Origin of the sequence: Micromonospora tarapacensis, assembly GCF_019697375.1 — a bacterium.
Classification (GTDB): Bacteria; Actinomycetota; Actinomycetes; order Mycobacteriales; family Micromonosporaceae; genus Micromonospora; species Micromonospora tarapacensis.
The window spans coordinates 4,258,559-4,280,136 of the sequence record NZ_JAHCDI010000004.1; the positions used below are offsets into that span (position 1 = coordinate 4,258,559).

Annotated in this window: 21 protein-coding genes and 1 pseudogene; 3 read left to right on the forward strand and 19 right to left on the reverse strand. The window is 71.4% G+C overall.

What is annotated here, in order from left to right; all coding sequences use genetic code 11:
• Positions 1 to 23: 23 nt before the first annotated feature.
• From KIF24_RS25305 to KIF24_RS25375, 15 genes are all read right to left on the reverse strand, one after another.
• Positions 24 to 704: a septal ring lytic transglycosylase RlpA family protein gene (locus KIF24_RS25305; protein WP_221086166.1), complete on the reverse strand. Its 681-nt coding sequence runs from the start codon at positions 702 to 704 to the stop codon at positions 24 to 26.
• A gap of 118 nt (positions 705 to 822) precedes the next feature.
• On the reverse strand, positions 823 to 1,458 hold the full coding sequence (locus tag KIF24_RS25310; RefSeq protein WP_221086167.1) for a M15 family metallopeptidase: 636 nt from the start codon (positions 1,456 to 1,458) through the stop codon (positions 823 to 825).
• A complete protein-coding gene (locus KIF24_RS25315; protein ID WP_331461280.1) occupies positions 1,455 to 2,432 on the reverse strand; it encodes a D-alanine--D-alanine ligase family protein in 978 nt (325 codons plus the stop codon). The genes KIF24_RS25310 and KIF24_RS25315 overlap by 4 nt, the downstream gene beginning before the upstream one ends.
• Positions 2,433 to 2,586: 154 nt before the next feature.
• Positions 2,587 to 4,770: a pyridoxal-phosphate dependent enzyme gene (locus tag KIF24_RS25320; protein ID WP_331461281.1), complete on the reverse strand. Its 2,184-nt coding sequence runs from the start codon at positions 4,768 to 4,770 to the stop codon at positions 2,587 to 2,589.
• A 257-nt stretch (positions 4,771 to 5,027) separates the two neighbouring features.
• Positions 5,028 to 6,086, reverse strand: a complete 1,059-nt coding sequence (locus KIF24_RS25325) for a sensor histidine kinase (protein WP_221086168.1) — start codon at positions 6,084 to 6,086, stop codon at positions 5,028 to 5,030.
• Positions 6,083 to 6,748 (reverse strand): response regulator transcription factor, encoded by a 666-nt coding sequence (locus tag KIF24_RS25330; protein ID WP_221086169.1) that lies wholly within the window; start codon positions 6,746 to 6,748, stop codon positions 6,083 to 6,085. Before KIF24_RS25330 ends, KIF24_RS25325 begins: the two co-directional genes overlap by 4 nt.
• Positions 6,749 to 6,915: 167 nt before the next feature.
• On the reverse strand, positions 6,916 to 7,212 hold the full coding sequence (locus tag KIF24_RS25335; RefSeq protein WP_221086170.1) for a hypothetical protein: 297 nt from the start codon (positions 7,210 to 7,212) through the stop codon (positions 6,916 to 6,918).
• A 463-nt stretch (positions 7,213 to 7,675) separates the two neighbouring features.
• Positions 7,676 to 8,296, reverse strand: coding sequence for a G5 domain-containing protein (locus KIF24_RS25340; protein WP_331461282.1), 621 nt, complete (start codon positions 8,294 to 8,296; stop codon positions 7,676 to 7,678).
• 346 nt (positions 8,297 to 8,642) lie between these two features.
• Entirely contained in the window at positions 8,643 to 9,659 is a 1,017-nt protein-coding gene (gene speB, locus KIF24_RS25345; RefSeq protein ID WP_221086172.1) for an agmatinase, read from the reverse strand.
• A complete protein-coding gene (locus KIF24_RS25350; protein WP_221086173.1) occupies positions 9,656 to 10,876 on the reverse strand; it encodes a saccharopine dehydrogenase family protein in 1,221 nt (406 codons plus the stop codon). Before KIF24_RS25350 ends, speB begins: the two co-directional genes overlap by 4 nt.
• On the reverse strand, positions 10,876 to 12,288 hold the full coding sequence (locus tag KIF24_RS25355; protein WP_221087545.1) for an NAD(P)/FAD-dependent oxidoreductase: 1,413 nt from the start codon (positions 12,286 to 12,288) through the stop codon (positions 10,876 to 10,878). The genes KIF24_RS25350 and KIF24_RS25355 overlap by 1 nt, the downstream gene beginning before the upstream one ends.
• An 88-nt stretch (positions 12,289 to 12,376) precedes the next feature.
• Positions 12,377 to 13,216, reverse strand: coding sequence for an ABC transporter permease (locus KIF24_RS25360; protein ID WP_331461284.1), 840 nt, complete (start codon positions 13,214 to 13,216; stop codon positions 12,377 to 12,379).
• Entirely contained in the window at positions 13,213 to 14,121 is a 909-nt protein-coding gene (locus tag KIF24_RS25365; RefSeq protein WP_221086174.1) for an ABC transporter permease, read from the reverse strand. Before KIF24_RS25365 ends, KIF24_RS25360 begins: the two co-directional genes overlap by 4 nt.
• A complete protein-coding gene (locus tag KIF24_RS25370; protein WP_221086175.1) occupies positions 14,118 to 15,269 on the reverse strand; it encodes an ABC transporter ATP-binding protein in 1,152 nt (383 codons plus the stop codon). The genes KIF24_RS25365 and KIF24_RS25370 overlap by 4 nt, the downstream gene beginning before the upstream one ends.
• A gap of 2 nt (positions 15,270 to 15,271) precedes the next feature.
• Positions 15,272 to 16,456, reverse strand: coding sequence for a polyamine ABC transporter substrate-binding protein (locus tag KIF24_RS25375; protein ID WP_221086176.1), 1,185 nt, complete (start codon positions 16,454 to 16,456; stop codon positions 15,272 to 15,274).
• A 203-nt stretch (positions 16,457 to 16,659) separates the two neighbouring features.
• Between KIF24_RS25375 and KIF24_RS25380 the strand changes: the two genes are divergently transcribed.
• Positions 16,660 to 17,178 (forward strand): Lrp/AsnC family transcriptional regulator, encoded by a 519-nt coding sequence (locus KIF24_RS25380; RefSeq protein ID WP_221086177.1) that lies wholly within the window; start codon positions 16,660 to 16,662, stop codon positions 17,176 to 17,178.
• Between the two features lie 28 nt (positions 17,179 to 17,206).
• On the opposite strand, the gene KIF24_RS25385 is transcribed toward KIF24_RS25380, so the two are convergent.
• Positions 17,207 to 17,401, reverse strand: coding sequence for a DUF397 domain-containing protein (locus tag KIF24_RS25385; RefSeq protein ID WP_221086178.1), 195 nt, complete (start codon positions 17,399 to 17,401; stop codon positions 17,207 to 17,209).
• Positions 17,392 to 18,165, reverse strand: coding sequence for a helix-turn-helix domain-containing protein (locus tag KIF24_RS25390; protein WP_221086179.1), 774 nt, complete (start codon positions 18,163 to 18,165; stop codon positions 17,392 to 17,394). The genes KIF24_RS25385 and KIF24_RS25390 overlap by 10 nt, the downstream gene beginning before the upstream one ends.
• A gap of 608 nt (positions 18,166 to 18,773) precedes the next feature.
• Between KIF24_RS25390 and KIF24_RS25395 the strand changes: the two genes are divergently transcribed.
• Complete coding sequence (locus KIF24_RS25395) at positions 18,774 to 20,120, forward strand: aspartate aminotransferase family protein (protein ID WP_221086180.1); 1,347 nt, start codon at positions 18,774 to 18,776, stop codon at positions 20,118 to 20,120.
• A gap of 9 nt (positions 20,121 to 20,129) precedes the next feature.
• Here the strand turns inward: KIF24_RS25395 and KIF24_RS25400 are convergent.
• A pseudogene (locus KIF24_RS25400) lies at positions 20,130 to 20,493 on the reverse strand (DUF3499 domain-containing protein).
• A 152-nt stretch (positions 20,494 to 20,645) separates the two neighbouring features.
• Between KIF24_RS25400 and KIF24_RS25405 the strand changes: the two are divergent.
• Positions 20,646 to 21,095, forward strand: coding sequence for a metallopeptidase family protein (locus KIF24_RS25405; protein WP_221086181.1), 450 nt, complete (start codon positions 20,646 to 20,648; stop codon positions 21,093 to 21,095).
• Between the two features lie 50 nt (positions 21,096 to 21,145).
• Here the strand turns inward: KIF24_RS25405 and KIF24_RS25410 are convergent, their stop codons facing one another.
• Positions 21,146 to 21,403: a WhiB family transcriptional regulator gene (locus KIF24_RS25410; protein WP_013731688.1), complete on the reverse strand. Its 258-nt coding sequence runs from the start codon at positions 21,401 to 21,403 to the stop codon at positions 21,146 to 21,148.
• Positions 21,404 to 21,578: the final 175 nt, after the last annotated feature.

The following is a 21,578-nucleotide window of genomic DNA, read 5'->3' on the forward strand; positions in this document are numbered from 1 at the left end:
CACCGCGCGGCAGCCACCCGGCCTCAGCGCAGCACCTCGACGGTGTTGTTGCGCACCAGGTTCTTGCCCGGCTCGCGGATCTGGGCCATGGCGGCGGAATTCAACAGCACACAACTGCCCGACGGTCCGGTGATCGTCACCGTGGTCGCCTTGTCGTTGTCCAGGTTGGTCACCCGCAGCCGGGTGCCCACCGGGAACTGGTTGCTGGTGGCGGCCGGTCCGGCGGCCTCGTCGAAGAAGGTGATCGCGCCCTGGCAGGCCGACCCGGCGACGGGCCGGGCCGGCGCCGAGGCCGAGCCCGGCCGGTCGCCGCCGACCCTGCCGGGCTGCCCGTCGCCGGGCGGGGCGACGGCGTCACCCACCCGCTCGACCACGTTGCGCCGGATCACGTTCCGGCCCGGCTCCCGGACGAGTTCCATCGCGGCGGCGTTCAGCAGCACGCAACTACCCGACGGTCCGACCACCGTCACCTCCGCCGACCGGTCGTTGTCCAGGTTGGTCACCCGCAGCCGGGTGCCCACCGGGAACTGGTTGCTGGTGGCGGCCGGCGCGCCGCCCTCGGCCGAGAACGTGATCGAACCCGGGCAGGCGCTCGGCCGCGTCGACGAGCTGTCGGCGAACCCGAGCCCGGTGCCCACCGCCACGGTCGCTGCGGCGACCATTGCCACCCCCGCCGCCAGCACGTGCTTCCGTTGCAGCCTCACCTGTCGCCTCCCGTCCTCACCACCTGCGTCCGGGTGGTGGTATGGAGTGGAAGCGCTTTCCAGTTCACCGGATCGAAACCCGGGCGGAGTCGGGACTGATGAATCGTTTCACCAGACGTCACAGCGCGCCATAACGGGTGCGCGACGCACCGGTCAGCAACGCCCAGTAACGGTCACCGTACGACCAGTGCCACCACTCGGTCGGATAGTTCACCAGGCCGGCGCCGGCCAGCGCGTCCACCATGATCTGCCGATGCCGACGGGCGACCGCGTCGATCGACACGGCGGCGGTGAAACAGGCGTCGCCGCTGGCCTCGGGGGTGGCGTCCACCGCGGTGCCCATGTCCAGCTCGGCGCCGTCGGCGGTGCAGAGCGTCAGATCCACCGCACCACCTGTGCTGTGCGGTGCCACCTCGACCGGCGAGACGAACTTGGTGGTCTCCTGGAACACCCGCTCCGGCGACCAGTCCGGATGACCGCGCCGCAGTTCGTCCCGATAGGCGGTGAAGATGTCCAGCTGCGCCTGGTACGGCCGGTATCCCTCGATCACCAGCAGGCGCAGCCCGTCGGGAAGTGCCCGCTGCGCCGCCAACAACCGGTCCACCACCCCCCGGCGCAGCCGCGCGTACGCCCCGGCCGGGTCGGCCGCCCGCTCGTCCAACCGCAGTTCCGGCACCCCGCGCAGGTCGACCAGCGGTTCCCCGTCGTCGGCACCGGGCACCGCCGCGACGCGCGGATCGCAGAGCAGGATCACCGGGGTTCCCCCTCGGCAGCGGGGCGGGGTCGGTCGGCGCACCGGGCGAACGCCAGCGCGACCAGCCGATCCAGGATCTCCCGGTAACCGACGCCGGCAGCCGCCCACACCTTCGGGTACATCGAGTGGGCGGTGAAGCCCGGCATGGTGTTCAGCTCGTTCACGTACAGCTCACCGGCCGCCTCGTCGTAGAGGAAGTCCACCCGGGCCAGCCCCCAGCCACCGATCGCGGCGAACGCGCGCACCGACAGCTCCCGGATCCGCCCGCTCACGTCGTCGGGCAGCGGAGCCGGGACGACCATCGGATCGCTGTCACCGAGATACTTCTGCCGATAGTCGAACCAGCCCCCGGTGACCCGTACCTCACCGACCGCGGACGCCTCCGGGCGGGTCCCGCCGAGCACCCCGCACTCCAGCTCCCGGCCGGTCACCCCCTGCTCCACCACGACCAGGTTGTCGTGCCGCAGCGCCTCCTCGACCGCCGCCGCCAGGTCGTCGCCCGCGGCGACCCGCGAGATGCCGATGGAGGAGCCCATCCGCGCCGGCTTGACGAACAGGGGTCGACGCAGCCCCACCACCAGCTTCTCCGGGTCCTCGGCGGCCCGGTAGGTCTCCGCGTCGAACGAGACGTGGGGGGTGATCGGCACCCCCTCGGCACGCAGCGCCCGCTTCATCGCCACCTTGTCCATCCCGACCGCGGAGGCGAGGATGCCGCAGCCCACATACGGCACCCCCAGTGATTCGAGCAGCCCCTGCACCACGCCGTCCTCACCGAACGGCCCGTGCAGCACCGGGAAGACCACGTCCAACTCGGCGTGGACCGCGCCGGGTGAGTCCATCGCGGTGACCACCGCCGTTCCCCGGCGCGGCCCGGCCCGCAACTCCACCGCCGGCCCGGTGACCGCCAGCCGGTCGTCGATGGCCCGGCCCGCTCCGCTGCCCGAGAGGCGTTCGGACAGCACCGCCTCCGGCACCAGACGCAGCCCACCGCCGCGGGTGACGCCGATGGCGACGGTGCGGTACCCGCCCCGGCCAGCGCCCGGGCCACGCCGAGCGCGGAGGCGCCGGAGACGTCGTGCTCCGCCGACGGGCCACCGAACAGGATTCCGATCCGAACCGGCGCGCTCATCAGGCCGCCACCTCTTCCTTGAGTAGCGCGGGAGCGGGCTCCCCGAGCAGGGCGGGGGCGGCCAACCGGGCCACCAGATCCGCCTCCACGTTCCCGCCGGTCAGCACCACGCCGACGGTGCGCTGCGACGGGCCGTCAGCGCCGTCCGGGTCGGCGCCGGGCCGGCCCGGCACGCCCGCGGCGGTGAGCCGCAGCGCGCCCGCCAGCCCAGCCGCACCGGACGGCTCGGCCAGCACCTTCAGCTCCATCAGGAGCAGCCGGAACGCCTCGGCGATCTCCTCGTCGTCCACCCGGACCACCCCGCGCAGGCGGGTCCGCAGGATGGCGAAGGGCAGCTCACCCACGCACGCCGGCCGCAGCCCGTCGGCGATCGTCGGCGCCGGCCCGACCGGAGTCGGTCGACCGGTGGCCAGGCTGAGGGCCAGCGAGTCGCAGCCGACCGGCTCCACGCCGTACACCTCGATCGACCGACCTTCCGCGGCCAGGCAGGCACCGGCGACGCCGCCGCCCCCGCCGACGGGCAGCACCAACGCGTCCAGCGGGGTGCCGGCCCGCTCGGCCTCCTCGATCAGTTCGAGGCTGGCGGTGCCCTGCCCGGCGATCACGTCCGGGTGGTCGTACGCGTCGACGATCGGGTGACCGGTCTCCTCGCTGATCCGGCGGACCACGGCCAGCCGCTCCTCCACCGTGACGCCGGTGAGGATCACCCGGGCCCCCGCCGCACGGGCCCGGGCAACCTTCGTGGGAGCTGCGTCGGCCGGCAGCACCACCGTGGCGGCCAACCCGAGCCGCCGCGCCGCCAGGGCCACCGCGACGGCGTGGTTGCCGGTGCTCTGCGCGACCACACCGGTGTGCCCGGCGGCGGCGAGCCGGCCGGCGGCGTACAGCCCGCCGCGCATCTTGTACGAGCCGCCGGTCTGCAGGTTCTCCGCCTTCAGCAGTACCCGGACGCCGGCCAACCGGTCGATCGCCGCGGAGTGCAGCAACGGGGTACGAAGCACCTGGCCGTCGAGCCATCGGGCGGCCTCGGTCACGTCGACCTGAGCCGGCGCGGCCACGGGTGGATCTGTGCGGGACATGTCGTCTCCCTTGTCGGTTCGATCGGCCTGCTGCGACGCGGGCAGGTCGAACAGCCACGTCGCGCGGGCCGCCAGCAGCACCCGGTGCACGCCGAGGCTGAGCGCCAGCACCAGGGCGGTTAGCGAGAGCGGGAAGCCGAGGGCCAACGCCAGCCGGGCGGAGTCGTCCAGGGCGGCGATCGGGTCGGCGACCAGCCGGTGCAGCAGCGCCAGCACCGGCATGTGGATCACGTAGATCGGCAGCGTCTGGCGGCCGAGGGCGGCGAGCGGGTCACCGACCGCCGGCCAGCGGGCCAGCCGGACCGCCACCGCGATGCCGAACAGCACCGCGAGGACGGAGACCAGCGGCGCCACGCCGGGCAGCCGCCCGCCACCGGTCGTCGCCACGACGGCCAGCGCGGCGGCGTACGCCCCCGCGGCCAGCAGCAGGCGGCCGACGGTGACCGCACCGGCCCATCGCCGGACGTGGCGGCGCAGGTGCAGGCCGGCGAGGAAGAACACCAGGTTCTGGTAGAGCCCGGCCCGGTTGCCGGGGGTGTCGACAAGCCCCGCCGAAGCGACGGCGCTCAACGCACCCGCCGCGGCCAGCAGCACCGCCGGGTGGACCCGGCGCAGCGCCTTGGCCAGCACGAAGTAGAGCGCCAGCGCGTGGAGGTACCAGAGGTTGGACGGGGTGACCGTCAGCTGTGCCAGCAACTCACCCGGGCTGGTCGCCCGGTCGGTCGGAAAGCCCGGCGCGAGGGCCAGCACGGCGGTGTGGACGAGCAGCCAGACGACGTACAGGTAGAGGAACCGGGCGATGCGCGAGCGGCCGACCGCGCGCCAGGGCCGGTGTACGGCGGTCGCCGCGAGCATCCCGGAGATGGTGAAGAACAGCGGCATCCGTAGCGGCAGCAACAGTTCGCCGAACTCTCCCCAGACGCCGGCCACCGGCGCCCCGAGCAGCCAGTCGATCTGGAGATAGTCCTTCATGATCACGTGCCAGAGCAGGACCAGGAGGATGCAACCACCCTTGGCGACGTCCGCCCAGGCCAGCCGGCCGCCGGACGCTGCGGTCCCGGCCGGGTTGGCGCCACCGGCCGCCGAGTGCTCGCGGGTACGCACGGGTGTCTCCTCTCCGCCGGCTCTCCGCCGGCTCTCCGCCGGCGGGCTGGTCGGTCTCCGGGCGGGCTGGTCGGTCTCCGGGCGGGCCGGCGGCCCACCTGCTTCAGGTCGCGTTTTCGGGGCTTTGGTGGCGTTTGCGGGCGCGTTTCGGGGTCTTCGGGGTCGTACCGGCGCGTCTTCGGGCGCGCCAAGGGCCGGGGTGTCACGTCGCGTCGCCCCGTGGGGTCGGCTGGGATGTGGCCGCCGGCCGAGCCGGGTCAGGCGGCGTCGGGCAGCTGGACGTCGATGCGCAGTCCGCCGTACTCGGCGGGCCGGGCGGCGATCAGACCGTCGTGGGCCTGGGTGATCGAGCGGGCGATGGCCAGGCCGAGGCCCGCACCACCGCTGTGGTTCGTCCGGTCCCGGGCCAACCGACGGAACGGCTCGAAGAGCCCGGCCACCGCCTCTGCCGGCACCACCTGGCCGGTGTTGACCACGGTCAGCGCCGGGTTGCCGCCCACCGCGACGGTGAGCGTGCCGCCGGGCAGGTTGTACTTGATCGCGTTCTCCACGAGGTTGGTCACCAGGCGTTCCAGCAGCAGCCGCTCGCCCATCACCACCCGGGGTTCGAGGTGACTCTGCACGGTCACCCCGGCCTCCGTGGCCCGGTCCTGATATGCGGCGAGCACCTCGCCGACGATCTCGTCGAGGCGCTGCGGGACGCGGGAACGCAGCCCCTGGTCGCTCTCGCTGAGCGCGAGCAGCCCCTCGATGAGCCGCTCGTTGCGTTCATTGGTCTCCAGCAGCTGCCCGGTCAACAGCTCCAGTTGCTCGCCGGTGAGCGACCGGGCCATGCCGACCTCGATCAGCGTCCGCTGGACCGCCAGCGGCGTACGCAGCTCGTGCGAGGCGTTCGCGGCGAACCGCCGCTGCCCCTCGTAGCCAGCGGCGATCCGCTCCATCATCTCGTCGATCGACCGGGCCAGCCGGGCCAACTCGTCCTTGCCTCGCGGCCGGATCCGGTAGCCGAGGTTCTGCGGCCCGACCTGCGAGATCAGCCCGCTGAGGTCGCGTACCGGCCGCAGGCACCACAGCGCGGCGGCCCAGATCCCGACCACCGCGAGCAGGAGGACGGCGAACCCGGTCAGCGCGTAGAGCTGTTCGGCGAGCGTCAGCGCCGACTTACACACCAGGCCGACCCCCGGCACCGCCAGGCCACACACCCCTCGGCCGTGGAACCACAGCGTGTCGAGCACCGACCTGGTCAGGGTGGGCAGGATGAACCCGACCAGGAGGGCGACCACGCCGACCAGGACGATCCGCCGACGTGGTGTCACGGCGCATCGCCGATCCGGTAGCCGGCCCGCGGCACGGTGTGAATGATCTGCGGCACGTCGAGCTTCTTGCGCAGCGTCATCACGGTGACCCGGACGACGTTGGTGAACGGGTCGGCGAACTCGTCCCACGCCTGTTCCAGCAGTTCCTCCGCGCTGACCACCCGACCTTCGGCGCGCATCAGGACGTGCAGCACGGCGAACTCCTTCGGGCTCAGAGCGATCGGCCGGCCGTCCCGGCTGACCGTGTGCCGGGCCACGTCCAGCACCACGCCGTGCTGCTCCAGCACCGGCGGCACGGCCGGCGCGGACCGCCGGCCCAGCGCCTGCACCCGGGCGACCAGCTCGGCGAAGGCGAACGGCTTCGTCAGGTAGTCGTCGGCGCCCAACCCGAGGCCCTCGACCCGGTCCCGGATGCCGGCGGCAGCGGTGAGCAGCAGCACCCGGGTCCCAGAGCCGGCGCTGGCGAGGCTGCGGCACACCTCGTCACCGGTGTGTCCGGGCATGTCCCGATCCAGCACCGCGACGTCGTACCGGTTCACCCCGACCCGCTCCAGCGCACCGTCGCCGTCGTAGCAGACGTCGACCGCCATCGAGAGGCGACGCAGCCCTTCGGCGACGGTGTCCGCCAACAACCGCTCGTCGTCCGCCACCAGCACCCGCACGCTTCCGCTCCCCCGTGGTCCGTCGCTGTCCGGCATACGTTCTCAGTCGCGAGTTAAGGATTCTGTAAACGCCTCCCACCCCAATCCTCCACCCCACCACCCTCACCCCCACCCCTCGCGCGATCATGCAGTTTTGGCACGTGGAAAGTGGCTTTACATCCGTTTTGTTAGGTGCCAGAACTGCATGATCGACCTGGACGAGCGGCGGGCCTGTTCATCCGTGCCCGATCATGGCGGTCGCAGACCCAGAACTGGGGTTCCGGAACCAGCAATCCGGCATCCACGAGGAGCAGCCGCAGCTGGCTCTCCTGGCGGCACTCGGATCGAGGGTCGGCCAGGTCGGCCAGGCGCCGGGCCTGACGGAAGCCACGCAATGCTCGATGATCGCTGACCTCGGCCCGCAGCTCGTCGACGTGGCAGGCGCCGACCCGCAGGCACAGGTCCAGCACCGGCAGGGCGTCCATCCCCGCAGGGTCCGCGCGAGATCGATCGCGCAGCGGGCAGCCGGCGCGCAGGGTACGCCGCGAATCCAGACCGGATTCCGCACCGGCACGACGGATTCGTGGACCACGATTCCCCGTATCCGCGGCACCATCGTACCGGCGGGCACGATCACCTGGAGGTTCTCAGCGCGGACATCCCCGAACCCGTGCAGCACCGCGCCGCTGTGGAAGAACGCCGGCGCGGCGACGTCGACCCCACCGGCGCGCAGCCCCGCAAGCCCAGCGCCGCGCCATCCGACAAGCGATCGAAGACCGCCGCCAGCTGCTCGTCCCGGCCCGGACCAGCCGTTGGCCCGTAGACGCCCCGGGTCAGCCGGACAAGCAACCCTGCTTCAACGCAGCCCGAAGCCAGCAGTTCGGAGTACCGAAAAACCTCTCCCCCACCCCCAAACCTGCTAGCCCCGCCCCCAGTCCCGCCGGGGGGTCAGTCGCAGCCGTAGCCGTCGTTGTCACGGTCGAGGTCGTAGATGTCGGAGCCGATCACCTTGACCGGGCCGGTGACGTAGGCGGGGCCGTCGCCGTCACCGCCGGCACAGTCGACATCACTGGCGATCGGCACACAGGGGGTGTAGTTCGGGTCGCACCGGGAGGCGGGTTTGGTGCCCTTGGCGACCACCTCGGTGACGGCCTTCCTGGTCACCACCGAACTGACCAGTTCCCTGCCGGTCTGCTTGCCGTCCACGACGGTGACCAGATAGGTCAGGGTGCGCACACCGTCCACGCCCCGGGTGCGGACCACGCGCTTTCCCTCGGCCAGGGACGAGTCCTGCACCGTACGGCTGCCATGCCGGATCGGTTTCTTCTCGACGACGTTGCGCTTCTGCACAACCGGAGACGGCGCGGCGGTCGGGCTGAGTGTGCTGCCGGACGGTTCGGCAGATTCAGTGGGCGCGGGCTCACCGCTCGCGGGCGCCATCGGCGCCGCACCGTCGGGAGTGGATTCTTCCGGCGCTGGTTGCACGGTTGCGGCGATGACCGGGGCGGGTTGCTCGTCGGCGACGGTGCCCGTGCGCGCCGGATCGGGGTCGCCCGCGATGGCGCCCACGACAGCACCTCCGGCGCAGCACAGGAGAACGAACGACAGGAGCCCTCCGCCCAGGATCACGGCGGCCCGGTAGCCGGGGCCGAGCCGGTTGAACCAGTTGGCGGGCGGCGCGGGCCGGAATGGGCCTCGGAAGGAAGTCGGCTGTGTCACCTGCATGAGTCTCGTCGGCAGGACTCACTTCGCTATCCCCTGTCGCTCCGGTCGTCCTGCACCGAATGCGCCGAGCTGGTGACCCTCAGGGCAACGATCCGCCCCCGATCGTCACCCTGACGACACAACAGGCTGCCCTGCGTCGTCGGGCCCGGCACCGCGCTCGGACGGAAAGGACGAGGCGGATCGATGTTGGTCAGCGGGCGTCGAGGAGGGGTTGGGTGGGATCCCAGGAGGTTCCGGTGGCGGTGTCGCGGCGACGGCGGGCGATGGCCGACAGCGCCTCCAGCACCACCCGGTTGCCGAGGTAGGCGGTGATGTCGGCGTGGTCGTAGGGCGGGGCGACCTCGACCACGTCGACCCCGACCACGGGGAGTTCGTAGCAGACCCGGCGGACCGCGTCGAGCAGTTGCCGCGAGGTGAAGCCGCCCGGCTCGGGGGTGCCCGTGCCGGGTGCCATACCCGGGTCGACCACGTCCACGTCGACGGAGAGGAAGACGCCCTCGCACTCGTCGGTCGCGATGCTGAACGCCTCGGTGAGGCAGGGATCCAGGCCGCGCGCCACGATCTCCGTCATCTCGTACGAGCGCATTCGCTGCCGCGCCATCCACTCCAGTGTCGAAGGTCCCGGCCAGTAGCCGCGCAGGCCGATCTGGAGGAAGCGGTCGCCGCGTACCGCGCCGGACTCGATGAGCCGGCGCATCGGCTGGCCGTGCCCGTGCAGTGACCCGAACTCGATGTCACCGGTGTCGGCGTGCGCGTCGAAGTGCACAAGCGAGACCCGGCCGAGCCCGTGGTGGCGGGCCACCCCGGTGGCGTCGGGCCGGGCGATCGAGTGGTCGCCGCCGAGCACGACGGGGATCGCCCCGGCGCGGGCGACCGCGTACACGGTCGTTTCCAGCGCGGCCAGCGAGCGCTCGATGTCGCCGGAGAACATCTCCACGTCGCCGGCGTCGTAGACACAGAGGTCGCGCAGGGCGTCGACGCGCAACGCGAGGGACGGCCGGGAGCCGTCGTGCGGCAGGTAGCAGGCCTGCCGGATGGCCGACGGGCCGAACCGGGTGCCGGGCCGGTGCGAGGTGCCGCCGTCGAAGGGCGCGCCGACGATCACCACGTCGGCGTCGGCGTACGTCACCGGCTCCTCGATGGTGCACGGCGGCACGCCGAGGAAGGTCACGTCGGGGCCGAACATCGGGCCGTAACGGGTCGTCATGCCGTCCCTCCGGTCGAGCGTTCCTCGATGCCCCAGGGTGAACCGTAGCCGGTCAGCAGGTCGAGGAAGGGCTTCGGTGGCAGTGCCTCCGGACCGAGCACCCCGGCACCCGACCACGCGCCGGTGGCGAGCAGTTCCAGGGCGACGACCGGATTCACCGCGGTCTGCCAGACCACCGCCTGGTGGCCGTACTCGCGCATCGACCACTCGTTGTCGACCACGTGGTAGAGGTAGACCTCGCGCGGCCGGCCGTCGCGGCCGGTCCCGCGGACCCACGTGCCGGCGCAGGTCCGGCCGCGCATCCGGTCGCCGAGGGTGGCCGGGTCGGGCAGACAGGCCGCCACCACGTCGCGGGGCGACACCGACACCTCGCCCACCCGCACCGGCGACGCCGAGTCCAGGCCGAGCTTGTGCAGCGTCCTGAGCACCTCGATGAACTCGCCGCCGAGGCCGTACTTGAAGGTGACCCGCCTCGCCGGCACCCAACGCGGCATCAGCAGCACCTCCTCGTGCTCCACGTTGACGCACTCGACCGGCCCGATGCCCGCGGGGAAGTGGAACACCTCCGGCTCGCTGAACGGCTCGGTGGTGAACCAGCCCCGGCCGGCCTCCCAGACCACCGGCGGGTTGAGGCACTCCTCGATGGTGGTCCAGATGGAGAACGACGGCGCGAAGTCGTGGCCGTCCACGGTCAGGTTCGCCCCGTCGCGCACCCCGATCTCGTCGATCTCGTCGAACAGTTCGTCGGCGGCGTACCGGGCGAAAACATCGGAGAGGCCGGGTTCGACGCCGATGCCGCACAGGGCCAGCCGGCCGGCGGCCTCCCACTGCCCGGCCAGCGCGAACTGCTCGTCGCCGAGCTTCACGCCGGTCTCGGCATACGGTCGGTCAGGATGCGGGTGGGACAGCGACATCGCCAGGTCGAGGTAGTCGGCTCCGGCCGCGTACGCCCCGTTGAAGATCGGCATGACGAAACGCGGGTCGACCGCGTTGAGCACGTGGGTGATCCGGTGCTCGTCGCAGAGCGCGGCGACCGCCTCCGCCGAGGCCGCGTCGAGGATGGCGGCGACGAAGCGGGCGTCCTGGCCGGCGACCGCCCGCGCCGCCCGGCCGGCGTCGTGGTCGGCGACCACCATGGTCTCGAAGAACGTGCGCCGGGCCGCGATGGCGACGACGGCGGAGCCGACCCCGCCGGCGCCGACGAGCAGGATACGCATCAGGAATCGAACCCCAACCCAAACCGATCGAGCGTACGGAGCCAGCGGTTGCGCCGCCCCTGCCGCGCGTCGGCGCGGGCCAGGGACCAACGGGTGAGCCCGATACCGACCGCGCGGGCCGGCTCGGGCGGGAACGGCAGCGGCTTGTCCCGGACCAGACCGAGCCGGGTCAGCGGGGTGTCCGCGCCGTCGAGCAGGTCGAGCATCACCCGGGCACCGAACCGGGTCGCGCCGACACCGAGCCCGGTGTATCCGGCCGCGTAGGCCAGCCGCCCGTCGTAGGCGGTGCCGAAGAACGGGCAGAACCGGGTGCAGGTGTCGATCACCCCGCCCCACCGGTGGGTGAACCGCAGGTCGGCCAGTTGCGGGAAGGTGGTGAAGAAGTGGTCGGCCAGCGCGGTGAAGGTGGCGTCCCGCTGTTCCAGCGCCGGGGCCATCCGGTTGCCGTAATGGTAGACGGCGTCGTAGCCGCCGAACAGGATCCGGTCGTCGCCGGTGATCCGGTAGTAGTGGAACCGGTTGCCGGTGTCCGCCAGCCCCTGCCGGTTGCGCCAGCCGATCGCGGCGCGCTGCCCGGCGCTCAGCGGCTCGGTCATCAGCGCGTAGTCGTACACCGGCACGAGCCGGGCCCGCAGCCGGCGCAGCAACGGCGGGAAGGCGTTGGTGGCCAGCACCACCCGACCCGCCCGCACCGACCCGGGCAGGCCGTCGCCGCCGGCGGTACCCGCGTACAGCGCGCCACCGTCGCGGCGCAGACCGGTGACCCGGGTGTGCTCGTGGATCCGCACCCCCGCGTCGAGGCAGGCCCGACGCAGTCCCCAGGCCAGCCGCGCCGGGTCGAGCATCGCCACCCGGTCGCGGTCCCACAGCCCGCCGAGGTACGTCGGCGAGTCCACCTCGGCGCGTACCTCGTCGGCGTCGAGCAGGGTGACGTCGTGGTCGTACCGGCGGGCCAGCCCGACGTCCTGCGCCAGCCCGGCGAGTTGGTACGGCTCGACCGCCACGGCCAGTTCGCCGGTGCGCTCGAAGTCGCAGTCGATCCGGTGCTTCGTCACGGTCGCCTCGATCGCGTCGAGGTTCGCCCGGCCGAGCCGCTCCAGCTCGTCGATCTCGCCGGGGAACCGCCGCGCCCCGTTGGCCAGACCGTGGGTCAACGAGGCGGCGCAGAAGCCACCGTTGCGCCCCGACGCCGCCCAACCGCACGTGCCGGCCTCGACCAGCAGCACGTCCCGCCCGGGGTCGGCCTGCCGGGCCAGCAGCGCGGCCCACAGGCCGCTGTAGCCGCCACCGACGACGAGCAGGTCGGCGCTGGTCGCGCCGGCCAGCGGCGGCAGCGGGTCGGGACGCTCGGGCCGGTCGAGCCAGTACGGCCGGCGCGCCGCGTCGGCCAGGGCCACGGCCGGGTGCCCGATGCCGGTCACGGCGAGCCCCAGGACGTGCCCGGCCTGCCGGGCGACGATGTCGATGCGCGCCGTGCTGCCCGGCCGGGTCGGGACCGGGTCATGACCGGCCGTTCACCCGGGCCGGCCCCGGCACCGCGATCGCCGCCCGGCGGGCCCGCCGGCCCCGCACCGAACTGGCCAGCACCAGCAGCAGCGCGATCCCGAACATGGCCGTGCCGATGACGTTGACCTGCGGTGGGATGCCCCGCTGGGCGGCACCCCAGACGTACATCGGGAACGTCACGGTGGTGCCGGAGTTGAAGTTGGTGATGATGAAGTCGTCGAAGCTGAGCGAGAACGCCAGCAGGGCGGCGGCCACGATGCCGGGCAGCACCAGTGGCAGGGTGATCCGCCGGAACGTCTGCCACTCGCTGGCGTACAGGTCCATGGCGGCCTCCTCCAGCCGGCGGTCCATGCCGGACAGCCGCGCCTTCACCGTGACCACCACGAACGACACGCAGAACATCACGTGGGCGATGACGATGGTCCAGAAACCGAGCGGCACCCCGCCGGAGACGAAGAGGGCGAGCAGCGAGGTGCCCATCACCAGTTCCGGCGTCGCCATCGGCAGGAAGATCAGCACGTTGAGCCCGGAGCGGCCCCGGAACCGGTGCCGGGCCAGGGCGAACGCCATCAGCGTGCCGAGCACGGTGGCGGCCACGGTGGCGAGGAAACCGATCTGCACGCTGCGCAGCACCGCGTCGCACATGTCGGAGGTGGCGCACGGGTTGCGCCAGTTGTCGAGGGTGAACTCGTTGAAGTCGTAGGACAGCCGGCTGGACGGGCGGTTGAACGACAGCCCGGCGACCACCGCGATCGGCAGGAAGAGGTAGCCGAGCACCAGCAGCGCCACGCCCATCACCCAGTGCTGGGCGAACCAACGGGAAACCCTGTTCACAGGACCTCCTCGGTGCCGGCGCGACGGAGGTAGACGAAGACCACCGCGAGGATCGCCGACATCAGCAGGAACGACAGCGCCGCGCCCTGCGGGTAGTCCAGCCGGACCAGGAAGGCCGAGTCGATGACGTTGCCGATCATGTACTCGTTCGGGGTGCCCAGCAGTTCGGCGTTGATGTAGTCACCGGTCGCCGGGATGAAGAAGAGCAGGGTGCCGGCGATCAGTCCGGGCATCGACAGCGGCAGGGTGACCCGGCGGAACGTCTTCAACGGGCTGGCGTACAGGTCGCTGGCGGCCTCCAGCAGCCGGTAGTCGAGCCGTTCCAGGCTGGCGTACAGCGGTAGGACCAGGAACGGCAGGAAGTTGTACGTCAGCCCGAGCACCACCGCGATCGGGGTGGCCAGCAGCCGACCGTCGGGACCGAGCAGGTGCACGTCGCGCAGCAGCCCGACCAGCCAACCGTTGTCCGACAGGATGGTCTTCCAGGCCAGCGTACGCACCAGGAAGCTGGTGAACATCGGGGCGATCACGCAGACCAGCAGCAGGTTCTTCCACCGGCCGGCCTTCTGCGCGATCGCGTACGCCAGCGGGTAGCCCATCAGCAGCGCCAGCACCAACGCGATGCCGGCGAAGAGGAACGACCGGCCGAACTGCGGCCAGTAGGTCTCCAGTGCGGCCGGGTAGTTGCCGAAGGACCAGGTCAGCGCGTACCCGGTGGAGAGCGAGCCGGTGGGGTCGTAGAGGCTGGCGGCGGCGAGCTGGGCCAGCGGCACGGCGAAGAAGAGGAACAGCCAGGCCGCGCCGGGCAGCAGCAGCAGGTACGGCAGCAGCCGACCCCGGCGGGCAGCCGGCGGCGGCGACGCCGGCTGCCCCGGTGCGGTGGGTACGTGAGCCAACGCGCTCATGAGGACGTGCCCACCGGCTCGTCGAGGACCGGCGCGGTGCGGTCGTCCTCGTCGGCGTGCCGGCCGAGCAGGAAGGCGTGCCCCGGATCCCAGTACGCCACGGCCCGCTCGCCCGGCGCGAACCGCTGCTGGCTGCCGCTGTTGGCGGCGAAGACGCTCAGCTCGGTGCCCCATCCGGTGCGCACCAGGTACTGCGTGCTGACCCCGACGTAGGAGGCGTCGGTGATCGTCCCGTCGAGATGCTGGCTGCCGGCGGGCACCTGGTCGGCGGAGCCGGCCAGGTGCAGCTTCTCCGGGCGTACCCCGAGGTGGACCGGACCCTGGTCGGCGCGGGACCGGCCGGCGGGCACCGAGAACCGCGCGCCGTGCGCGGTGACCAGGATGTCGTCCCCGCTGCCGCCGGCCACCTCACCGGCGATCAGGTTGGACTGGCCGAGGAAGTTGGCCACGAAGGCGGTCGCCGGGAATTCGTAGATCTCGGCCGGCGCGCCGAGCTGCTCGATCCGCCCGGCGTTCATCACCGCGACCGTGTCGGCCATCGTCATGGCCTCCTCCTGGTCGTGGGTGACGTGCACGAAGGTGATGCCGACCTCGGTCTGGATCCGCTTGAGTTCGAGCTGCATCTGGCGGCGCAGCTTGAGATCGAGCGCGCCGAGCGGCTCGTCGAGCAGCAGCACCTGCGGTTGGTTGATCAGCGCCCGGGCCAGCGCGACCCGCTGTTGCTGCCCGCCGGAGAGCTGCCCGGGACGACGCCGCTCGTACCCGTCGAGTTGCACCAGCGACAGCATCTGCCGGACCTGCCCGTCGACCGAACGGATGCCGCGCCGGCGCAGTCCGAAGGCGACGTTCTCGAAGACGTCCAGGTGCGGGAAGAGCGCGTAGCTCTGGAAGACCGTGTTGACCGGCCGCTTGTACGGGCGCAGCCGGGCGATGTCCCGGTCACCGAGCAGCACCTGCCCGCTGGTCGGCTCCTCCAGGCCGGCGATCATCCGCAGGGTGGTGGTCTTGCCGCAGCCGGACGCGCCGAGCAGGGCGAAGAACGAGCCCTGGCCGATGGTCAGGCTCAGGTCGTCGACGGCGGTGAAGGCGCCGAACGTCTTGGTGAGGTTGGCCAGCCTCAGGTCGCCGGCCGGAGTCTCCCGCGCCATCGTCAGGCTCCGATAACCTGCTGGAACTTGGTCTCGTACGCACGCTCCTGCTGCTCGTCGAGCGCCATGAAGACCCGGGCCTTGGCGAGCATCGCCTCGTCCGGGAAGATCAGCGGGTTGGCGGCCAGCTCGGGGTCGATCTTCTCCATCTCGGCCTGCGCGCCCTGGACCGGGCAGATGTAGTTGACGTACGCGGCGAGCTGGGCGGCGACCGCCGGATCGTAGTAGTAGTTGATCAACTCCTCGGCGTTCGCCTTGTGGCTGGCCCGGTTCGGCACGAGCATGTTGTCCGACCAGAGCATCACCCCGGAGTCGGGCACCACGAACGTGATCTGCTCGTCGTCGAAGCCGAGCTGGATGACGTCACCAGACCAGCCGATGCACGCGGCGATGTCCCCCTTGGCCAGGTCCGGGGCGTAGTCGTTGCCGGTGAACCGGCGGATCTGCCCGGAGTCGACGGCCCGCTTGAGTTTGTTGAGCGCGTCGTCGAACTGGCTGGACGTGAAGTCGGCCGGGTTGTGGCCGTTGGACATCAACAGCAGGCCCATGGTGTCGCGCATCTCGCTGAGCGCGGTCACCTTGCCCTTGAGGTCGGGGCGGGTGAGCAGTTCGTCGACGGTGCGGATCTCCTTGGCCACGTTGCCGTTGAACGCGAGCCCGGCCAGGCCGGACTGCCACGGGATGGCCAGTTGGCTCTCCGCGTCGAAGGAGCGGTTGCGCAGCGACGGCAGCAGGTTGGCCTCGACGTTCGGCAGCTTCGCCCGGTCGAGCCTCTGGACCCAGCCGAGCCGGATCATCCGGGCGGCCATCCAGTCGGTGAGCACCACGATGTCCCGCCCGGTGGCCTGGCAGGCGGCGAGCTGGTTCTGCACCTTCCCGAAGAACTCGTTGTTGTCGTTGACGTCCTCGGTGTAGGTCACCTGGATGCCGCTCCTGCTGACGAACCCGTCCAGGCTGGGACGCTTCGACTCGTCGTCCTCATCGACGTCCATGTACTGCGGCCAGTTGGAGAAGGCAAGCGTCTTCTCCGTACCGGACAGGTCCTCGCTGACGCAGCCCGCCTCGGTCTGCTGGGCTCCCGGTGTTCCGCAGCCGGCGAGGGTGCCGCCGGCGGCGAGCAGAGCGGCCGAGCCGAGGGTGCCGGTGAGCAGACCACGCCGGGTGAGGGGTCGGGTGACACTACGCATGTGACGACTCCTATGGCTGATCGTCGGCGGCGGGACGGGGTGGCGCGCCGGCTGGAGGGTCAATGGCGATGGACGACTGATCCTGACATGAGAAAACCTCGCTCACAAGGGATTCCGTTGCCGGAATAGCTCTGGACGACGAATTACGCCAGAGCGACCGATGACGCTAGGCTCAGCCCGGTGACGGACATGGGGAGCGGTCGATGACGAACCGGCAGCACGACAGTGGCAACGGCAACGGCGGGCGCCGGGTCAGCGTGCGCGAGGGCGCGAGTCACGTCCTGCTCGACGACGTGGCGAAGCAGATCATCGAGCAGTTGCAGGAGGACGGCCGCCGCCCGTACGCGACCATCGGCAAGGCGGTGGGGCTCTCCGAGGCCGCGGTACGCCAGCGCGTCCAGCGCCTGCTCGACGCCGGGGTGATGCAGATCGTCGCGGTGACCGACCCGCTCCAGCTCGGGTTCCCCCGGCAGGCCATGATCGGCCTGCGCACCGACGGTGACCTGGAAAGCGTGGCCGACCGCATCGCCGACCTGGACGAGGTCGACTACGTGGTGATCACCGCCGGCTCGTTCGACCTGCTGGCCGAGGTGGTCTGCCGCAACGACGAGCACCTGCTGGAGATCCTGCAACGACTGCGGGCGGTCCCCGGCGTGCTGTCGACCGAGGCGTTCGTCTACCTCAAGCTGCGCAAGCAGACCTACACCTGGGGCACCGCCTGACGCTGCCGGGCCGCCGTCCCGGCGGGCGTCAGTCGCTCGGACGCGGGGTGCCGGCGACGAACGTGCGCCAGGCGTCGGGGGTGAACGCGAGGGTGCCGCCGTCGCGGGCCTTGCTGTCGCGCACCAGGATCCGGCCGGGCAGGTTGTCGGCCACCTCGACACAGTCACCGCCGTTGTTGCTGCTGCGGGCGGCGGTGCGCCAGCGGGCGCCGGTCATCTCCATGTCGTCGCCACTTCCCTGATCAGCTCGATGGACCGCCGACGGGGCAGCGCCTCACCGGTGACGCTCTCCCATCTCGCGCCCAGGCTAGCAAGGTCGGCACGCTCGGTCACCACCTGACCGCGCAGTTGATTGTCCAGATAGGCCGCCTCCGCGCCGTCCGGCATCCGGGCCAGCACGAACGGCCCGGCCAGGCCGGTGTGCCACGGATTCTCCGCCGGGATCACCCGAACCTGGAGGTGCTCCCGCTCGCCGAGGGCGGCCAGGTGGGCCAACTGCCCGGCCATCACGCCCGGATCGCGGCCCACCCGCCGGCGCAGCACCACCTCGTCGAGCACCGCCACCAACTGGAGCGGCACCTCGCGCTCCAGCACCCGCTGCCGCGCCAGCCGCGCCGCCACGATCTCCTCGACCTCCGTCGGGGGCAGCAGGCCGCCGGTGGCCAGCACCGCCCGGGCGTACCCCTCGGTCTGGAGCAGGCCCGGCACGAGCAGCGGCTGGTACGACCGGAGGGACCGGGCGCCCTGCTCCAACTCCGCCCACTCCCGGAACCAGGGCAGGTCCCGGCGACGGTATGGCTCCGGCCACAGCTCCTTGGCCTTGCGCCCGAGGAGGTTGGCGACGGCGATCCTGGTCCGGGGGTGCGGTATCCGCCCGTCCGCCAACCAGCGACTCGCCGTCTTCGGGTCGACGCCCACCTTCCCGGCCAACGAATCGGCCGTCTCACCCTTGTCCGCCATCGCCACCCGCAACGCCTCGTTGCCCATCGCGCCCTCCCGACTCGCGTCACCCTGCGGCGCAGGCTAGTCACCATCGGTTGCCGTGTCCGCCCACTGCCGGCGTGTTGCGGCCGGGACTGTTTCGCGCATCCGAGGTGCGACCCGGATGCCCCCGAAGTGCCCTGGTCCTGCCGGCCGACCGCGCCCTGCCAGCAACTTCAGGGATGTTGCTGCCTCACACCCGCCCCCACCCAGCAACTTCACGGATGTTGCTGCCTCTGTTTGACAGCGCATAGGGACACCCCCACGGGCAGGACCCGCCAGACACCCAGTCCCATCAGGCCCTTTGCTCTGCTTCAACCAGCGCAACGATCCCGAGTGCAGAAACTGTGCGTGGGTTGAAGCAGAGCAAGGAGACACGGGGGTGTCCCACCTCGACCGACTGCGGGCCCGACGGGCCGGGAGGGCATCTCGGCAGGCAGCCAGGCAGAATGGGTGATACGGATTCAGTTGCCAAAGCCATCCTATATCGCTGAATCCGTTGCGATTTTCCGAGTGGACAACCGATAGCACTTGCCTCGGGACGTGAGGCTGTGGGATAACCGTGGGCAGAGCGGCCGGTGACCCTGACCGGCCCGAGACCCGATGGGGCTGACATGGCCAACGCCACCGACCACCTCTGGATGCACTTCACCCGGATGGCGAGCTACTCCGCCGGCGAGGTGCCGACCATCGTCCGCGGCGAGGGAGCGTACATCTGGGACGCGCAGGGCCGTCGCTACCTGGACGGGCTCGCCGGGCTGTTCGTCGTCAACGCCGGCCACGGTCGCACCGAGCTGGCCGAGGCCGCCGCCAAGCAGGCCGGCGAGCTGGCCTACTTCCCGCTCTGGTCGTACGCCCATCCGAAGGCGGTGGAGCTGGCCGAGCGGATCTCCGAGCTCGCCCCCGGCGACCTGAACCGGGTCTTCTTCACCACCGGCGGCTCGGAGGCGGTGGAGGCGGCCTGGAAGTTGGCCCGGGCCTACTTCAAGCGGACGGGTAAACCGACCAAGCACAAGGTGGTCAGCCGGTACATCGCCTACCACGGCACCTCGATGGGCGCCCTGTCGATCACCGGGCTGCCCGGTATCAAGACCGACTTCGAGCCACTGGTGCCGGGCGGCGTCAAGGTGCCGAACACGAACTTCTACCGGGCGCCGGAGCACGGCGACGACCCGGTGGCGTTCGGCCGGTGGGCCGCCGAGGAGATCGGCCGTGCCATCGAACGGGAGGGGCCGGACACCGTCGCCGCGGTCTTCCTGGAGCCGGTGCAGAACTCCGGCGGCTGCTTCCCGCCGCCGCCCGGCTACTTCGAGCGGGTCCGCGAGATCTGCGACGCGTACGACGTGCTGCTGGTCAGCGACGAGGTGATCTGCTCGTGGGGCCGGCTCGGCGAGTACTTCGGTGCGGTCCGCTACGGCTACCAGCCCGACATCATCACCACCGCGAAGGGCATCACCTCGGGTTATGCCCCGCTCGGTGCGATGATCGCGAGCGACCGGCTGATGGAGCCCTTCCTCACCGAGACCGGCATGTTCGCCCACGGGGTGACCTTCGGCGGGCATCCGGTCTCCTGCGCGGTGGCCCTGGCCAACCTGGAGGTCTTCGCCCGCGAGGATCTGGTCGGCCACGTACGCGCCAACGAGGCGGCGTTCCGCGCCACCCTGGAGAAGCTGCACGACCTGCCGATCGTCGGCGACGTCCGGGGCGACGGCTACTTCTACGGCATCGAGCTGGTGAAGGACAAGACGACCCGGGAGACGTTCGACGAGGCCGAGTCGGAGCGGCTGCTGCGCGGCTTCCTCTCCGGTGCACTCTTCTCCGCCGGGTTGTACTGCCGGGCCGACGACCGGGGTGACCCGGTGGTGCAGCTCGCCCCGCCACTGATCGCCGATCAGCGGCAGTTCGACGAGATCGAGCAGATCCTGCGCACCGTGCTCACCGAGGCGTGGTCCCGGCTCTAGGGCGTGGCGTCAGTGGGTGGGTGGGATGACCCGCAGGTGGCCGCGGCGCGAGGTCGCAGGCGCGGCGTGCTGCTCCTGGTCGCTCTGCGGGGCCGGGGGCCGGGCGGGCGGCTTCGCGGACCGCCTCGGCGAGGGCCACCAGGTCGTCGGTGGTGGGCGGCGGCGGCTCGAACTCACCCTCGTGCCGGACCACCTCCCAGCCCCGGGGCGCGGTCAGGCTGCGGGCGTGCGGCTCACAGAGGTCGTACGTGTGCGGCTCGGCGAAGGCCGCCAGCGGACCCACGACGGCGGTCGACTCGTTGTAGACATAGGTCAGCGTGGCGACCGCTTGCCGGGGGCAGCCGTTACGGGAGCAGCGCCGTGGTGACCTCACGGGCGCAGGGTATCTCCATTACCGGCTCCGGCGCATCGGTTCGCGTTACGACACGCCCGTCTTGGTGATCACATCTCTCCGCCGGCGTCGCGGCGCGCCACGGTGGCGGCGCCGATGCGGCACGGGTCCGGCCGGAAGCTACCCTTTGGCTCATGACGAGCCCGGAGAACCGCCGCCCCGGCCCCGGCCGGCGCGCTCACCGCGACCGGCACGGGCGCGGCCTGCGCGGGCGGCTGGTGCCGGCCACCGTGCCACTGGCGCGGACCAAGGCGGAGATCTTCGACGACCTGGTGCTGGACACCGTCGAGACGCTGGAACGCCGGTTCGCCAAGGAGCTGGCCGGGGTGGAGTTCGCCGTCGAGGACGTCCCGCCCGACCTGAACGTCTACGACTCCGACGTGCTTGAGGACGGCGAGGTGCCGCTGGCCCGGCTGCTGCCCGGCCGGCCGGGTCGTCAGGAGGTGCCGCCGCGGATCGTGCTGTACCGGCGCCCCCTGGAGTTCCGGGCCATGGACCGGGAGGATCTCGCCGATCTGGTGCACGACGTGATCATCGAACAGGTGGCCAACCTGCTCGGCGTCGACCCGGACGAGTTGGCCTGAGCGTCGACGTCGGGCGGGACGGCCCCCAACCGTCCCCACCCGACGACGAATCAGGCCGCCCGGCGCTTGAGCTTGCGCCGCTCCCGCTCGGAGAGCCCACCCCAGATCCCGAACCGCTCGTCGTGGCCGAGAGCGTATTCGAGGCATTCCGTCTTGACCTCGCACCGCGAGCAGATCCGCTTCGCTTCACGGGTCGAGCCGCCCTTCTCGGGGAAGAACGCTTCCGGGTCGGTCTGCGAGCACAGGGCCCGCTCCTGCCACTCCGGCGCGTTTCCGAGCAGGTCGGCCGCCTCGAGCTGGCCGTCCATCAGTTGCCTCCTTGTCGCGCACCGGCGTCGTCGCCGCTGCAACCCCCCACGCGAAAGGCGTGCTTGTCCGTACGGTCCCGTTTTGTTGCGTTCCGTGCGAACAACCCCATTCAAATTACACGCGTGTAATGCGTGCGCCGTCAAGCCGAACTTGATAATGGAGTCGCCCTCCCGA

What these genes read in the sequence shown, in the direction of transcription:
- KIF24_RS25375 (WP_221086176.1), bottom strand. Translation starts at nt 16,456, where the DNA reads ATGCGTAGTGTCACCCGACCCCTCACCCGGCGTGGTCTGCTCACCGGC.
- KIF24_RS25410 (WP_013731688.1), bottom strand. Translation starts at nt 21,403, where the DNA reads ATGGACGGCCAGCTCGAGGCGGCCGACCTGCTCGGAAACGCGCCGGAG.
- KIF24_RS25365 (WP_221086174.1), bottom strand. Translation starts at nt 14,121, where the DNA reads ATGAGCGCGTTGGCTCACGTACCCACCGCACCGGGGCAGCCGGCGTCG.
- KIF24_RS25395 (WP_221086180.1), top strand. Translation starts at nt 18,774, where the DNA reads ATGGCCAACGCCACCGACCACCTCTGGATGCACTTCACCCGGATGGCG.
- speB (WP_221086172.1), bottom strand. Translation starts at nt 9,659, where the DNA reads ATGACGACCCGTTACGGCCCGATGTTCGGCCCCGACGTGACCTTCCTC.
- KIF24_RS25385 (WP_221086178.1), bottom strand. Translation starts at nt 17,401, where the DNA reads ATGGAGATGACCGGCGCCCGCTGGCGCACCGCCGCCCGCAGCAGCAAC.
- KIF24_RS25370 (WP_221086175.1), bottom strand. Translation starts at nt 15,269, where the DNA reads ATGGCGCGGGAGACTCCGGCCGGCGACCTGAGGCTGGCCAACCTCACC.
- KIF24_RS25350 (WP_221086173.1), bottom strand. Translation starts at nt 10,876, where the DNA reads ATGCGTATCCTGCTCGTCGGCGCCGGCGGGGTCGGCTCCGCCGTCGTC.
- KIF24_RS25335 (WP_221086170.1), bottom strand. Translation starts at nt 7,212, where the DNA reads ATGGACGCCCTGCCGGTGCTGGACCTGTGCCTGCGGGTCGGCGCCTGC.
- KIF24_RS25380 (WP_221086177.1), top strand. Translation starts at nt 16,660, where the DNA reads ATGACGAACCGGCAGCACGACAGTGGCAACGGCAACGGCGGGCGCCGG.
- KIF24_RS25405 (WP_221086181.1), top strand. Translation starts at nt 20,646, where the DNA reads ATGACGAGCCCGGAGAACCGCCGCCCCGGCCCCGGCCGGCGCGCTCAC.
- KIF24_RS25390 (WP_221086179.1), bottom strand. Translation starts at nt 18,165, where the DNA reads ATGGGCAACGAGGCGTTGCGGGTGGCGATGGCGGACAAGGGTGAGACG.